Source organism: Pseudomonas sp. Sample_21, assembly GCF_004307525.1.
Classification (GTDB): domain Bacteria; phylum Pseudomonadota; class Gammaproteobacteria; order Pseudomonadales; family Pseudomonadaceae; genus Aquipseudomonas; species Aquipseudomonas atacamensis.
Genome location: NZ_RCNZ01000035.1, coordinates 89,666 through 103,372 on the forward strand (window position 1 = coordinate 89,666; position 13,707 = coordinate 103,372).

Sequence of the window (13,707 nt, forward strand, 5' to 3'; positions counted from 1 at the left end):
CGCCGAGACTGAGTCAACATGTGACGCTCCATTCAGAGACTGAATAAGCCGTCTGCGTTCACAGTCGACCGGCGTGCGCGTTATAGTCGGGCATCCGATTATTTCGCCCCGCCCTGCCCGTAAGGTCAGCGTTACCGTTCGAGGATTTGCAGATGAAGTTCGAAGGCACCCAGGCCTACGTCGCCACCGATGACCTGAAGCTGGCGGTCAACGCCGCCATCACCCTGGAACGACCGCTGCTGGTCAAGGGTGAGCCGGGCACCGGCAAGACCATGCTCGCCGAGCAACTGGCCGAGTCGTTCGGTGCCAAGCTGATCACCTGGCACATCAAATCCACCACCAAGGCCCATCAGGGTCTGTACGAGTACGACGCGGTCAGCCGTTTGCGCGACTCGCAGCTGGGCAATGAAAAAGTCCACGATGTGCGCAATTACCTGAAGAAAGGCAAGCTTTGGGAAGCCTTCGAGTCCGAGGAGCGGGTGATTCTGCTGATCGACGAAATCGATAAGGCCGACATCGAGTTCCCTAATGACTTGTTGCAAGAACTCGACAAGATGGAGTTCTACGTTTACGAAATCGACGAGACCATCAAGGCCAAGAAACGCCCGATCATCATCATTACTTCCAACAACGAGAAAGAGCTGCCGGACGCCTTCCTGCGCCGCTGCTTCTTCCACTACATCGCTTTCCCCGACCGCACTACCCTGCAGAAAATCGTCGACGTGCACTACCCGGACATCAAAAAGGACCTGGTCAGCGAAGCGCTCGACGTTTTCTTCGACGTGCGCAAGGTACCGGGCCTGAAGAAAAAGCCTTCGACGTCCGAGCTGGTCGACTGGCTGAAACTGCTGATGGCCGACAACATCGGCGAAGCGGTGCTGCGCGAGCGCGATCCGACCAAAGCCATTCCGCCACTGGCAGGTGCACTGGTGAAGAACGAACAGGACGTGCAACTGCTTGAGCGCCTTGCGTTCATGAGCCGGCGCGGCACCCGCTAAGAGGCCGCTGCCATGTTGCTCAACCTGTTCAACGAAATGCGTGCAGCCAAGGTACCGGTATCGGTGCGCGAGCTGCTCGACCTGATCAACGCGCTGAAACAGCGTGTGACCTTCGCCGACATGGACGAGTTCTATTACTTGTCGCGGGCGATCCTGGTGAAGGACGAGCGCCATTTCGACAAGTTCGACCGCGCGTTCGGTGCCTACTTCAATGGCCTGGAGAAACTCGACGACCACTTGCAGGCGCTGATTCCCGAGGACTGGCTGCGCAAGGAATTCGAGCGTTCGCTGAGCGACGAAGAACGCGCGCAGATCCAGTCCCTTGGCGGGCTGGACAAGCTCATCGAGGAATTCAAAAAGCGTCTGGAAGAACAGAAGGAACGCCATGCCGGCGGCAACAAGTGGATCGGCACCGGCGGCACCAGCCCGTTCGGCTCCGGCGGTTTCAACCCTGAAGGCATCCGCGTTGGCGATGCCGGCAAGCGTCAGGGCAAAGCGGTCAAGGTCTGGGATCAGCGCGAGTACAAGAACCTCGACGATTCGGTGGAACTGGGCACACGCAATATCAAGGTCGCCTTGCGTCGTCTGCGCAAGTTCGCTCGCCAGGGTGCGGCGGAAGAACTCGACATCGACGGCACCATCGACCACACCGCCAAGGACGCCGGCCTGCTGAATATCCAGATGCGCCCGGAACGGCGCAACACGGTGAAGCTGCTGCTGTTGTTCGACATCGGCGGCTCGATGGACGCGCACGTGAAGATCTGTGAGGAATTGTTCTCGGCCTGCAAGACCGAGTTCAAGCACCTCGAGTACTTCTACTTCCACAACTTCATCTATGAATCGGTGTGGAAGAACAACATGCGCCGCACTTCCGAACGCACTTCGACCCAGGATCTGCTGCACAAGTACGGCGCCGACTACAAAGTGATTTTCATCGGTGACGCCGCCATGGCGCCCTACGAAATTACCCAGGCCGGTGGCAGCGTCGAGCACTGGAACGAAGAGCCGGGTTACGTGTGGATGCAGCGCTTCATGGAGAAATACAAGAAGCTCATCTGGATCAATCCGTATCCGAAGGACACGTGGGGCTATACCTCGTCGACCAACATCGTCCGCGATCTGATCGAGGATCAGATGTATCCGCTGACGCTGCGCGGGCTTGAAGAAGGGATGCGGTTTCTTTCCAAATGACGACCTGACCGTTCCCATGCTCCGCGTGGGAATGCATCAAGTCACGCTCTGCGTCACAGGGACGCGGAGCGTCCCGGGCGGCATTCCCACGCGGAGCGTGGGAACGATCAACATCTGTGGGAGCGAGCCTGCTCGCGAAGCTTTTAGCGATCTTTGAAGCGCTGCAAATATTCGACATGCTCGCGGTGCGCGACGTCCTGCACCACCGGCCTTAACCTCACCTTCGCTCCCGGCAGGCACTGCGCCAATCGCGCCAGCGCCAGCGGTGTCAACGCACCCAGGCGCGGATAGCCGCCAATGGTCTGGCGATCGTTGAGCAACACAATCGGCTGCCCGTCCGGCGGCACCTGCACTGCCCCCAACGGAATCCCCTCGGAGATCATCGGCGCGCCTTGATATTGCAACGCCGCGCCGAGCAGGCGGATGCCCATGCGGTCGGCGCGACTGTCGATGGTCCAGGCGCTGTTGAAGACATCGAACAGGCTCTGCCCGCTGAACTGGCCGATCTGTGCGCCGAGCACCAAGTCCAAAGGCGCGTGCATTTTGAAATCCGGCCGCAGCGCTGAAGGCATTTCCCGCGTCGCCAACGCTTCGCCGCTGTAACCGAGCGCCGCCCCTTTGGCGAGCGGAAGGCCCATGCCATCAAGTCCGCCCAATTCTTCTCGCAGTACCGTGGCACTGCTGCCCAGTACCTTGGGCGCAGTAAAACCACCGGGTGCGGCCAGATAAACCCGGGCGCCAAGCAAAGGCTGGGTGAAGCGCAATGTCTGCCCTTTCGCCAACCGGAAACTGCGCCACGGCGCCAGCGGTTGGCCGTCGATCTGCGCGCCGAGATCCGCTCCCGCCAGCGCCAGCAGGCAATCCTCCTCAGCCACCACGGCAAACCCGCCGAGGGTGATTTCAACTACCGCTGCATCCAGTTCATTGCCCAATAGCCAATTGGCCCAGCTCATGGAGCACCAATCCGCCGCGCCGCCCTGGGTCACGCCCAGATGTCGCACGCCAAACCGCCCGGCGTCCTGCAACAGGCACAGCGGCGTGCTGGCTTCGATCGTCAATCGACTCATGCCAGCGCCTCCAGTGGGGTGTCATCGCCGCCCAGACGAATGAATTCGGCGTGGTCGACCACTTCGAAGCGCACCGTGTCGCCGGGTTGCATCAGGCTGTAGCCGTCGCGATGGCGATCGAAGAGTTTCGCCGGGGTGCGACCGATCAGGTTCCAGCCACCGGGCGAGACCACCGGATAGGCAGCGGTCTGCCGTTCGGCGATACCGACGCTGCCGGCGGCGACTTTCTTGCGCGGTGTGCTCAAGCGTGGCGCGGCGAGCATTTCTTCGACCAGGCCCATGAAGGCAAAACCCGGCGCAAAGCCAAGAGCGAACACCTGATATTCCCGCGCACTGTGGCGACGAATCACCTCCTCCACCGCCAGCCCGCTGCGTTCGGCCAACAGGCTCAGTTCCGGGCCGACACTCAAGTCGTACCAGACCGGCAAGACGTGACACTGCCCAGCGCTTCGCGCATTCGGCGCCAGATCGACCAGCGCTGCGGCGATCAATTCGCGCGCCTGCGCCGGACTCAACAGCGTAAGATCGTAATGCACCATCAACGTCGTATAGGACGGCACCAGATCGATCAGTTGTGCACCAAACGCCGTGCGCAAGCGCTCGCTGGCGGCGAGCATCCACGGCATGTTGGCTTCGGCGATTTCATCGAACAGACGCAGCATCAGGCAATCGAGCGCCACCACTTCAACCCGTGGATTCATGACGCACTCGACTGCTGCAAGGCCTGACGAATACGCCGCACGGCGGCCACGGAACTGGCGTTGTCACCGTGGACGCACAAGGTGTTGGCGCGCAGGATCAAGGCGCTGCCATCGCTGGCGCTGAGTTCGCCGCCACGGGCGATGGTCAACGCTTGCTCGATGATTTTTTCGGCATCGTGATGCACGGCGCCCGGCAGTTGCCGTGAGACCAGCCGACCGCCACTGTCATAGGCGCGGTCGGCAAAAGCTTCAAACCACAGGGTTACGCCGTATTCATCGCCGATCTGCTGCGCCGCAGCGTTGTCCCGGCTCGCCATCAACATCAGCGGCAGGCTGCGGTCATACGCGGCCACGGCCTGCACCACCGCGCGCAACTGCGCCGGGTTGGCCATCATGTCGTTGTACATCGCGCCGTGGGGTTTGACGTAACTCACACGCCCGCCCTGCGCCTTGCAGACGCCGTCAAGGGCGCCGATCTGGTAATGCAGGATGTCTTGCAACTCTTGCGCGGAATACGCCATGGAGCGTCGGCCGAATCCGACCAGATCCTGATAGGCCGGGTGCGCGCCAATCTGCACGCCGTGTTCGAGGGCCAGCGCCACGGTTTTGCGCATGATGCTCGGGTCGCCGGCATGGAAACCACAGGCAACATTGGCGCAATCGATGAAGGGCATGACTTCGGCGTCCAGACCCATGGTCCAGCTGCCGAAGCTCTCGCCAATGTCGCAATTCAATAGCAGGCGGCTCACGGTGAACACTCCTGTAGCTGCTGGTCTTTTTATCTGTAGGAGACTTCTGCGCAGGGTATCAGTTACTGCGCGTCGAGTTGCTTGCCACGGGTTTCCGGCAGGCTCAGCGCCGCCAGAATCACCACGCCATATGACACCGCCGCGAAGGCGCCGATGCCCATGCTCAATGGCACTTGCTGGCTGAGCAGGCCGATCAACAGCGGGAACAACGCCGCCAGTGCGCGGCCGATGTTGTAGCAGAAACCCTGACCCGAGCCGCGAATCCGCGTGGGGAACAATTCAGTCAGAAACGCGCCCATGCCGCTGAAAATCCCCGAGGCGAAGAAGCCCAGCGGAAAGCCCAGCCACAGCATCACGCCGTTGCTGACCGGCATCTGCGTGTAGAGCAGAACGATGGTGAACGAGCCGACCGCGAACAAGATGAAATTCTTTTTCCGCCCGAGCAGGTCGGTCAGATACGCGCTGATCACATAGCCGACGTAGGAACCGACGATCACCATCGCCAGATAACCACCGGTGCCGAGCACGCTCAAACCGCGCTCGTTCTTGAGGAAAGTCGGCAGCCAGGAGGTAATCGCGTAGTAGCCGCCCAACGCACCGGTGGTCAGCAAGGAAGCGCGAAACGTGGTGAAGAGCATTCCCGGTGCGAAGATCTCGTAGAACTTCGCCGGGTTTTCCGGAGTTTGCGCGGCTTTGGCTTCGCGATATATCTCCGGATCTTTCACCAGGCGACGGACGAAAATCACGAATATCGCCGGCACGATGCCGAGGATGAACAGCGCGCGCCAGGCATCTTCCGCTGGCAACACCGAAAACAGCAGCGCGTACAGAATCGCCGTCAGGCCCCAGCCCAGCGCCCAGCCGGATTGCACCATGCCCACCGCTTTGCCGCGATCCTTGGCGCGGATCACTTCACCGATCAACACCGCGCCGGCGGTCCATTCACCGCCGAATCCGAAGCCCATCAGGGTGCGGGCGATCAGCAATTGTTCGTAGTTTTGCGCGAAGCCGCAGAGGAAGGTGAAGAAGGCGAACCACAGCACCGTCAGTTGCAGGGTGCGCACGCGGCCGATGCGGTCGGAGAGAATCCCGGCGACCCAACCGCCGATGGCCGAGGCGATCAGGGTGCTGGTGTGAATCAGCCCCGCTTCGCCCGTGGTGATGCCCCACATCGCGATCAGCGTCGGCACAACGAAGCTGAGCATCTGCGTGTCCATGCCGTCCAGACCGTAGCCGATCTTGCAGCTCCAGAACGTGCGGCGCTCCTGCTGGTTGATGTTGCGGTACCAGTCGAGCGGCCCGGGGCGCGTTACAGGCTTGGATAACGGGAGGGTGTCGGGAGCACTCATGGCAAATCTCCGCAGGGCTTTTATTGGTCTTGTTCGAAGCTCCGACGACGCCTATCGTGGGAACCGGATGCGCCGATTTTTCGTCGCCCTGCCCTGCGCCGTCCAACGAATAAAAACCCGCCTTAGGCATAAGAAAAATTTGTCAGCCGAGCCTTGTCCATGAATCTGAAGTTTCTCGAGACCTTTGTCTGGGTCGCGCGCCTGAAGAGTTTTCGCCTGACCGCCGACAAGCTGTTCACCACCCAGGCGTCGATTTCCAGCCGCATTGCGGTGCTCGAAGGCGAACTGGGCGTGAAGCTGTTTCTGCGCGATTCACGCGGCGTCAGCCTGACCCCGGAAGGCTTGAAGGTGCTCGATTACGCTGAACAGATGCTCGACACCATGGCGGCGCTGAAACAATCGATCGAAACCCGTTCGAGCAAGGTCGGGCGGGTGCGTATCGGCGTGATGGACACGGTGATTCATACCTGGCTGAGCCCGCTGGTGGCGCAGATGACCGATCTGTACCCACGGGTGGAGATCGAGTTGGTCGCAGATACCGCGCTGAACCTCTGCGATCAGCTGCAAAAAGGTTTTCTCGATCTGGTGTTGCAAACCGATCTGATCCGCCACGAAAGCGTGCGCAGCCTGGAGTTGGCCAGCCATCCGCTGGGCTGGATCGTCGCCAGCAATTCGATCTACAACCGCGACTACGCCGACCTCGCCGAACTGGCGCAGGAGCGGATCATCACCTACTCGAAAAACTCACGGCCGCATCAGGATATCGTCGCCCTGATGCAGGCCAACGGCGTCATGGCGCCACGTTTGAATTGCGTGAATTCGGTGTCAGCGATCACCCGGTTATTGCGCGATGGCTTCGGTATCGGCGCGCTGCCGCCGGTGCTAGTGGCCGAGGAATTGGCGCGTGGCGAATTGATCTTGCTCGACATCGAGCAGCGACCAGCGAATCTGCCGGTGGTGGTGTCGTGGCGGGTCGGGGTTGAGTGGGTCGAGGAGATTGTGACGTTGTGTCAGCAGGTCTTGGCGGGGTATGCGCACAAGGTGGGCAAGGACTGCATCACCCTCACTGGATGATCAGTGGCGAGGGGATTTATCCCCGCTCGGCTGCGCAGCAGTCGTGATTGCGGCCAACGCGGTCTTTCAGTGCAGGTTTTGGGGCTGCTGCGCAGCCCAACGGGGATAAATCCCCTCGCCACAGAACCCACTCGCCACGGAACTCATTCGCCACAGAACCCACTCCCCCCATAGCCCATTCACCACAGAACTCATTCACCACAGAATCGCCATGCCATAAAGCCTCTGTTGCCAGAGGGGATTGAGCAGGTCTTACAAACCGCGGACGTCGCGATCTTCGATCGGTCGGCTCTGGCGCAGGCGGCGGCCGCCGAGAACGACCCAGTCGATCAGGCGGAACAGGCATTCGATGCCGAACGACAGCAGCAACGCGCCGCTCATGCCCCAGATCATCGCCTCTGGCGTCAGCAGGATCTGGTAGCTGTAGCCGTTCCAGGTTTCCTTGCGAATATCCGGATCGGCGGCCAGGACCACTTGCAGGAAGCGCACATACCACGGGCCTTGCATCGCCTGGAATTGCTTGTCCAGCGCGACCTGGCGGGTCAGCAAGGTGTTCAGGCTGTCGGCATCGCTGCGGAAAATCGGGTCTTCGCTGGCCCGGTAATGCGCGACCAGCGCCTGCATGTCGCCTTTGAAAAACTGATCCGCCGTGCCCTGGAAACCCCGCAGGCCGGTCTGCGCTTCGATCAGATGCGCTTCGACACGCTGGGCGTAATCGTTGATAAACCCCGGCACCTGGACACCGATCAACAGGCCCGCCGCAAACAACACCAGCCGTAGATAACTGAGCAACATGGGTGCAAATCCTTATTCGGTCTTGCCCTGGCTGACGCATTCGCCGCGTCGCCACAGGCTCCATTGGCCCGGTTCGTAGCGGGTCCAGGTTTCATTTTCGGTCAAAGGCTCGGTGGCAATCACCGTGACCACGTCGTTGGGCGTGGTTTCGGCCTGGAAGTCGACAATCACATCGACATCCTTGAGCCGCGCCGGGCCGAACGGTGCGCGGCGGGTGATCTGAGCGAGTTTGGTCGAGCAGTAACAGAACAGCCAGTCACCGTCGCTGAGCAGGCAATTGAACACGCCTTTGCTGCGATATTCGGCGCACGCTGCGACCAGATCCGGCAGCAGCACTTCGATATCGACCGGCTCGGGGAAGGCTGCGCGTACCCGGTTGAGCAAATCGCAGAAGGCCGCTTCGCTGTCGGTATCGCCGACCGGGCGGTAGAAACTCTTGATCGGAGTGAAGTCGGCGAGTTGACCGTTGTGCGCGAAACACCAGTTGCGCCCCCACAGTTCGCGGACGAACGGGTGGGTGTTGGACAGGCAGACCTTGCCGACGTTGGCCTGGCGGATGTGGCCGATGACCACTTCGCTCTTGATCGGATAACGCTGCACCAGATTGGCCACTTCCGACTCGCTGCTCGCCGCCGGGTCCTGAAACAGACGCAAGCCGCGCCCCTCGTAGAAGGCAATGCCCCAGCCGTCGCGGTGCGGGCCGGTGCGTCCGCCGCGCTGCATCAGGCCGGTGAAGCTGAACACGATGTCGGTCGGCACGTTGGCACTCATGCCCAATAATTCACACATGTGCGGACTCTCGGGTTACAGACGCGGCTCGACCCGCATGCGCTGCGGATTGTTCGGCACTGGCGGGCGGCCGTAGCGGTCATCACCGGCGCCGCCGAACGGTTGATCATCGTCGCGCTCTTCGGCACGGGCCGCGGCCTTGGCGGCCTCGGCGCGTTCACGCCGCGCTGTCGAGGCGCGCTCGATCGGCAGGCGGATCAAGACGAAAACCAGATACGCCCCGAAGGCGATCATGCCGTACATGAACAGATCGGAAACCGCGCGCCAGGCGTTGTTGCCGACCTTGAACAGCATGTCCAGGGCGGTGATGGCGATGGCCGGTGCAACTTTGGCTTTCACCGGATCGACGATGGTCGGGCTGAACAGCAACACCGCCATCAGCACACGCAGCGGCTCGCGCAGCCAGCGCCACATCCAGGTGGTCAGGCGCATCCATACCAGCAGGCAGCCCACGGCGGCAAAGGCGTAAAGGCCCCAGGCGATCAGATAGTCGTTCTCGGTCATGGTGTCCATGGCAAGGCAGGCAAATAGGCGCTTATAGTAACGACTTTTCGCCCATGCGGCTTGTCCCAATACCAGACGGCCAGCAGCCGCCCCTGTGGGAGCGAGCCTGCTCGCGAATACGGACTGTCAGTTGCAACAGCGTTGCCTGACACACCGCTTTCGCGAGCAGGCTCGCTCCCACAAGGGCTGCGGCGCTTTCAAGACCTGCGAACAACCCAATTCCGAATATTGTCCGAGAGCCTTCCATGCCCCAATCCGCCAATGTCATGACTGCCCCGATTGCCCAGCGGGCGCCCGGCGCCGACCCGTATGCCTGGCTGCAGGAGCGCGACACCGACGCGGTGCTCGACTACCTCAAGGCTGAAAACGCTTATCAGGAAGCGCAAACCGCCGATCAGGCCGAGCTGCGTGAAAGCCTGTTCAATGAGATCAAGGGACGGATTCTCGAGACTGATCTGTCCCTGCCCTCGCCTTGGGGCCCGTATCTGTATTACACGCGCACCACCGCCGGTGACGAATACGCCCGGCACTACCGCTGCCCGCGTCCTGCCGACGACAGCCTGACCCTCGATGAAAGCCGCGAACAATTGCTGCTCGACCCGAATGCGCTGGCCAATGGCGGCTTCTTCTCGCTCGGTGCTTTCAGCATCAGCCCCGATCACCAGCGCCTGGCCTACAGCGTCGATGCTTCGGGCGACGAGATCTACACGCTGTTCGTCAAAGAGCTGTCCAACGACAGGGTCAGCGAACTGGAATTCGAGGACTGCGACGGCAGCATGACCTGGGCCAACGACAGCCTGACCCTGTTTTTCGGCGTGCTCGACGACACCCATCGCCCGCATAAACTGTTCCGCTATCGCCTCGATGGCACTGCCGCTGAAGAGGTTTTTCACGAGCCGGATGGGCGGTTCTTCCTGCATTGCTACCGCGCCAGCTCCGAACAGCAATTGCTGCTGTCGCTGGGCAGCAAGACCACCAGTGAAGTCTGGGCGCTGGAAGCCAATCAGCCGCATCTGCCGTTCAGCTGCCTGGCGCCACGGGTCGAAGATCACGAATACGACGTCGACCACGGCCTGCTCGATGGCGTCTGGACCTGGTTTATCCGCACCAACCGCGACGGCATCAACTTCGCTCTGTATCAGGCCCCGGACACTGGCGTGCCGCCAAGCGAGGCCGAGTGGCAGAACCTTATCCCGCACAACGAAGAAGTGATGCTCGACGGCGTCAGCCTCAACGCAGAGGCTATGACCTTGAGCCTGCGCGAAGGTGGTCTGCCGATCATCGAGGTTCACCCGCAGGGCCAGGCGTCGTATCGCGTGCAGTTGCCCGATGCGGCCTACAGTCTGCATGTGCAAAACAGCCTGGAATTCGAGAGCGATCGCATTCGCTTGCGCTACGAAGCGTTGAATCGCCCGGCTCAGGTGCGCCAGTTGATCCTCGCCAGCGGCGAGCAAACGGTGCTCAAGGAAACTCCGGTACTCGGCCAATTTGATGCCGACGCCTATGTCAGCCAACGTCTATGGGCCACCGCCCCGGACGGCACGCAGGTGCCGATCAGTCTGGTGATGAAGCGCGAGATGGTCGGTAAACCGGTGCCGCTGTATCTGTATGGTTACGGCGCTTACGGTTCCAGCCTCGATCCGTGGTTTTCCCATGCACGCCTGAGCCTGCTCGATCGCGGCATGGCCTTCGCCATCGCTCACGTACGTGGTGGTGGTGAATTGGGCGAAGCCTGGTATCGCGCCGGCAAGCAGGAACACAAACACAACACCTTCAGCGACTTCATCGCTTGCGCCGAATTCCTGATTCTCAACGGCATCACCACGGCGGAGAAACTGGCGATCAGCGGCGGCAGCGCCGGTGGCCTGCTGATCGGCGCGGTGCTCAACCAGCGCCCGGATCTGTTCGGCGTGGCGATTGCCGAAGTGCCGTTCGTTGACGTGCTCAACACCATGCTCGACCCCGAGCTGCCGCTGACCGTCACCGAATACGACGAATGGGGCAACCCGGAAGAACCGGACGTCTATGATCGGATCAAGGCTTACGCGCCGTACGAAAACGTCACCGCGCAGGCTTATCCGCCACTGCTGGTGATCGCCGGTTACAACGACAGCCGTGTGCAGTATTGGGAGGCGGCCAAGTGGGTGGCGAAATTGCGCGCGACCAAGACCGACGACAATGTGCTGCTGCTCAAGACTGAATTGGGTGCTGGGCATGGCGGCATGAGCGGGCGCTATCAGGGATTACGTGACGTAGCGCTCGAATATGCATTTGTGTTCAAGGTTTTGGGAATTGCCTGAGGAACTCTGTGGGTGGCTTGGGTCTTAACTGCAGACCCTTGTGGCGAGGGGATTTATCCCCGTTGGGCTGCGAAGCGGCCCCAAACCCTGCAAACTCAGTATTCCTGAAGCACCGAGTTGGCAGGATTTGCGACTGCTGCGCAGCCGAGCGGGGATAAATCCCCTCGCCACAAAAGCCCATTCCTACGGGATCCGTGTATAGCCTTGAAATGTGATAACAAAAAGACCGCATCGACATGTCTGAACCGACCTTTCTGAACAACGAAATTCGCGACTGGCTGATGGACTGTGGCCTGTTCGATCAATTGCAACTGGCCGACTTTGCGGCCGCTTCCGGTTACTTCAGCATCAGCACCGTGGCTGAGGGCGAGGCGATTTTTCGCGAGGGTGATGCCGGCAGTTTCATGTGCATCATCCACACCGGCCAGGTCGCCGTGCAGAAAACCAGCGCTGACGGCCAGGTGATCACCATGGCCACCCTGCGCAGCGGCCGGGCCTTCGGTGAAATGGCCGTGCTTGATGGCGAACGCCGTTCGGCCACATGCATCGCGGCGAGCAATTGTCAGTTGCTCAACCTGGGCAAGGACTCGCTGGAGAAAATGCTCAACGACGCACCGAAAATCGCCGCAAAAATCATCCGCGCCCTCGCCGTCTCGCTGTCCAAACGCCTGCGCATGGCCGACGGCCAACTCGCCGCACAACAGGTTTAACCGCCGGGGGACTTGACCTTGTTGCCGTTCGGCTCGATACCCGGCACAGGTTGATCCTTGCTCGGCGGGCTGGGCATCTCGATCGGTACCAGCGGCGGGCTGCCGCTGCCGGCGCCCGACTTGGGCAGGGTGATCGGGGTGATCTGCGGATACGGCGTCGGCGTCGCAGTGCCGGGCGAACCGGGTTGCGGCGTCGGGCTGACCGGAACGCTCTGCTGGGCCTGCACCGCAGTAATCGCGAGCGCGGCCAGGGTAATGACCGTTAGAATGGTGCGCTTCATCAAGGGCTCCGTTTGGCCTTTAGTCTGTGCTCAGGCTACTCCCAACGCGCCTGCTTGCCTTCCCCCCTTTAGAGATTTCCATGAAACGTTTCGTTCTGCTCGACACCACCCCGATCCCTGAAAACGGCGGTGCCCTGTGCCTGTTCGAGTATGGCGAGGATTTCGTCATCAAGATCCAGGGCGGCGACGGCGGACAGTTGATGAACACGCGCATGCACGGTTCTGAAGATGCGCTTGCCGAGATTCCCTGCCGCAAGGTCGCCGGCCGGCCGAATTCGCGGGTGTTGATCGGTGGCCTGGGCATGGGTTTCACCCTCGCCTCGGCACTCAAGCACCTGGGCAAGTCCGCCGAAGTGGTGGTCGCTGAGCTGGTGCCCGGCGTAGTCGAGTGGAATCGCGGCCCGCTCGGGGAGAAGTCCGGTCGGCCATTGCTCGATCCGCGCACGGTGATCCGCATGGAAGATGTGGCCAACGTGCTGCAAAGCGAGCCGAACGGTTTCGACGCGATCATGCTCGACGTCGACAACGGCCCTGAAGGTCTGACCCAGAAGGCCAACAGTTGGCTGTACTCCGCCGCTGGTCTGAATGCCTGCGCCAAGGCCCTGCGCCCCAAAGGCGTGCTCGCGGTGTGGTCGGCCAGCGCCGACCGGCAGTTTTCCGACAAATTGAAGAAGGCCGGTTTCAAGGCCGAAGAAGTCCAGGTCTTCGCCCACGGCAACAAGGGCACCCGCCACACGATCTGGATTGCCGAGAAGCTCAAGGGCTGAGCTAAACTCTGCGCATAACCGTCATCAGTCTTTCTGCAAAGGTGAACCCATGAGTTCGTCCACCCCCACCAACACGTCGAAGCTGGACCGCATCCTCGCCGACAACCAGCGCGACAAGGAAATGGGCTACCGCGACAAGGCCCTGAAGATGTACCCGCACGTCTGCGGCCGCTGCGCCCGCGAGTTTTCCGGCAAGCGCCTGAGCGAACTGACCGTCCACCACCGCGACCACAACCACGACAACAACCCGCAGGACGGCTCGAACTGGGAGCTGTTGTGCCTGTATTGCCACGACAACGAACACTCGCGTTACACCGATCAGCAGTATTTCGGCGAGGGCTCGCTGAGCACACCGAAGATCGCCAAGGCCACGCATAACCCGTTTGCGGCCCTGGCTGGCTTAATGAAAAAAGAAGATTAAAAGCAAAGATC

General features: G+C 61.1%; 15 protein-coding genes. 7 read left to right on the forward strand and 8 right to left on the reverse strand.

The window, feature by feature from the left end; translation table 11 throughout:
* The first annotated feature begins 152 nt into the window (after positions 1-152).
* Both D8U71_RS04090 and D8U71_RS04095 read left to right on the forward strand, forming a co-directional pair.
* Positions 153-998: a MoxR family ATPase gene (locus D8U71_RS04090; protein WP_007911294.1), complete on the forward strand. Its 846-nt coding sequence runs from the start codon at positions 153-155 to the stop codon at positions 996-998.
* A 12-nt stretch (positions 999-1,010) separates the two neighbouring features.
* Positions 1,011-2,189 (forward strand): VWA domain-containing protein, encoded by a 1,179-nt coding sequence (locus D8U71_RS04095; RefSeq protein ID WP_016771218.1) that lies wholly within the window; start codon positions 1,011-1,013, stop codon positions 2,187-2,189.
* Positions 2,190-2,332: 143 nt separating this feature from the next.
* On the opposite strand, the gene D8U71_RS04100 is transcribed toward D8U71_RS04095, so the two are convergent.
* The 4 genes from D8U71_RS04100 to D8U71_RS04115 form a co-directional block, all read right to left on the reverse strand.
* Positions 2,333-3,256, reverse strand: coding sequence for a biotin-dependent carboxyltransferase family protein (locus tag D8U71_RS04100; RefSeq protein WP_130887209.1), 924 nt, complete (start codon positions 3,254-3,256; stop codon positions 2,333-2,335).
* A complete protein-coding gene (gene pxpB, locus D8U71_RS04105; protein WP_130887210.1) occupies positions 3,253-3,957 on the reverse strand; it encodes a 5-oxoprolinase subunit PxpB in 705 nt (234 codons plus the stop codon). The genes D8U71_RS04100 and pxpB overlap by 4 nt, the downstream gene beginning before the upstream one ends.
* Positions 3,954-4,706: a 5-oxoprolinase subunit PxpA gene (locus D8U71_RS04110; RefSeq protein WP_130887211.1), complete on the reverse strand. Its 753-nt coding sequence runs from the start codon at positions 4,704-4,706 to the stop codon at positions 3,954-3,956. Before D8U71_RS04110 ends, pxpB begins: the two co-directional genes overlap by 4 nt.
* A gap of 62 nt (positions 4,707-4,768) precedes the next feature.
* Entirely contained in the window at positions 4,769-6,055 is a 1,287-nt protein-coding gene (locus D8U71_RS04115) for an MFS transporter (RefSeq protein WP_125925308.1), read from the reverse strand.
* A 159-nt stretch (positions 6,056-6,214) separates the two neighbouring features.
* Here D8U71_RS04115 and D8U71_RS04120 point away from each other — a divergent pair, with 159 nt between their 5' ends.
* A complete protein-coding gene (locus D8U71_RS04120) occupies positions 6,215-7,129 on the forward strand; it encodes a LysR family transcriptional regulator (RefSeq protein ID WP_071174694.1) in 915 nt (304 codons plus the stop codon).
* A 252-nt stretch (positions 7,130-7,381) separates the two neighbouring features.
* Here the strand turns inward: D8U71_RS04120 and D8U71_RS04125 are convergent, their stop codons facing one another.
* The 3 genes from D8U71_RS04125 to D8U71_RS04135 are packed head-to-tail and all read right to left on the reverse strand — an operon-like array spanning position 7,382 to position 9,226.
* Positions 7,382-7,924, reverse strand: coding sequence for a DUF2937 family protein (locus D8U71_RS04125; RefSeq protein WP_016771223.1), 543 nt, complete (start codon positions 7,922-7,924; stop codon positions 7,382-7,384).
* A 12-nt stretch (positions 7,925-7,936) separates the two neighbouring features.
* The gene (locus tag D8U71_RS04130; RefSeq protein WP_024012022.1) at positions 7,937-8,713 is read right to left on the reverse strand and encodes a class II glutamine amidotransferase; all 777 of its coding nucleotides are present in this window, start codon (positions 8,711-8,713) and stop codon (positions 7,937-7,939) included.
* A 15-nt stretch (positions 8,714-8,728) separates the two neighbouring features.
* A complete protein-coding gene (locus D8U71_RS04135; protein ID WP_125917781.1) occupies positions 8,729-9,226 on the reverse strand; it encodes an MFS transporter in 498 nt (165 codons plus the stop codon).
* A gap of 236 nt (positions 9,227-9,462) precedes the next feature.
* Between D8U71_RS04135 and D8U71_RS04140 the strand changes: the two genes are divergently transcribed.
* Positions 9,463-11,517, forward strand: a complete 2,055-nt coding sequence (locus D8U71_RS04140) for a S9 family peptidase (RefSeq protein WP_130887212.1) — start codon at positions 9,463-9,465, stop codon at positions 11,515-11,517.
* A 236-nt stretch (positions 11,518-11,753) separates the two neighbouring features.
* A complete protein-coding gene (locus D8U71_RS04150) occupies positions 11,754-12,227 on the forward strand; it encodes a cyclic nucleotide-binding domain-containing protein (RefSeq protein ID WP_130887213.1) in 474 nt (157 codons plus the stop codon).
* Here the strand turns inward: D8U71_RS04150 and D8U71_RS04155 are convergent.
* Positions 12,224-12,508, reverse strand: coding sequence for a hypothetical protein (locus D8U71_RS04155; RefSeq protein ID WP_016771228.1), 285 nt, complete (start codon positions 12,506-12,508; stop codon positions 12,224-12,226). The genes D8U71_RS04150 and D8U71_RS04155 overlap by 4 nt on opposite strands.
* A gap of 80 nt (positions 12,509-12,588) precedes the next feature.
* Here D8U71_RS04155 and D8U71_RS04160 point away from each other — a divergent pair, with 80 nt between their 5' ends.
* Positions 12,589-13,275, forward strand: coding sequence for an MnmC family methyltransferase (locus D8U71_RS04160; protein ID WP_016771229.1), 687 nt, complete (start codon positions 12,589-12,591; stop codon positions 13,273-13,275).
* A 49-nt stretch (positions 13,276-13,324) separates the two neighbouring features.
* On the forward strand, positions 13,325-13,696 hold the full coding sequence (locus D8U71_RS04165) for a YajD family HNH nuclease (RefSeq protein WP_007944009.1): 372 nt from the start codon (positions 13,325-13,327) through the stop codon (positions 13,694-13,696).
* Positions 13,697-13,707: the final 11 nt, after the last annotated feature.

Excerpts from the sequence above, each read along its gene's own strand:
- D8U71_RS04090 (WP_007911294.1), top strand. The coding sequence starts at position 153 with ATGAAGTTCGAAGGCACCCAGGCCTACGTCGCCACCGATGACCTGAAG.
- D8U71_RS04095 (WP_016771218.1), top strand. The coding sequence starts at position 1,011 with ATGTTGCTCAACCTGTTCAACGAAATGCGTGCAGCCAAGGTACCGGTA.
- D8U71_RS04100 (WP_130887209.1), bottom strand. The coding sequence starts at position 3,256 with ATGAGTCGATTGACGATCGAAGCCAGCACGCCGCTGTGCCTGTTGCAG.
- pxpB (WP_130887210.1), bottom strand. The coding sequence starts at position 3,957 with ATGAATCCACGGGTTGAAGTGGTGGCGCTCGATTGCCTGATGCTGCGT.
- D8U71_RS04115 (WP_125925308.1), bottom strand. The coding sequence starts at position 6,055 with ATGAGTGCTCCCGACACCCTCCCGTTATCCAAGCCTGTAACGCGCCCC.
- D8U71_RS04120 (WP_071174694.1), top strand. The coding sequence starts at position 6,215 with ATGAATCTGAAGTTTCTCGAGACCTTTGTCTGGGTCGCGCGCCTGAAG.
- D8U71_RS04125 (WP_016771223.1), bottom strand. The coding sequence starts at position 7,924 with ATGTTGCTCAGTTATCTACGGCTGGTGTTGTTTGCGGCGGGCCTGTTG.
- D8U71_RS04130 (WP_024012022.1), bottom strand. The coding sequence starts at position 8,713 with ATGTGTGAATTATTGGGCATGAGTGCCAACGTGCCGACCGACATCGTG.
- D8U71_RS04135 (WP_125917781.1), bottom strand. The coding sequence starts at position 9,226 with ATGGACACCATGACCGAGAACGACTATCTGATCGCCTGGGGCCTTTAC.
- D8U71_RS04140 (WP_130887212.1), top strand. The coding sequence starts at position 9,463 with ATGCCCCAATCCGCCAATGTCATGACTGCCCCGATTGCCCAGCGGGCG.
- D8U71_RS04150 (WP_130887213.1), top strand. The coding sequence starts at position 11,754 with ATGTCTGAACCGACCTTTCTGAACAACGAAATTCGCGACTGGCTGATG.
- D8U71_RS04155 (WP_016771228.1), bottom strand. The coding sequence starts at position 12,508 with ATGAAGCGCACCATTCTAACGGTCATTACCCTGGCCGCGCTCGCGATT.
- D8U71_RS04160 (WP_016771229.1), top strand. The coding sequence starts at position 12,589 with ATGAAACGTTTCGTTCTGCTCGACACCACCCCGATCCCTGAAAACGGC.
- D8U71_RS04165 (WP_007944009.1), top strand. The coding sequence starts at position 13,325 with ATGAGTTCGTCCACCCCCACCAACACGTCGAAGCTGGACCGCATCCTC.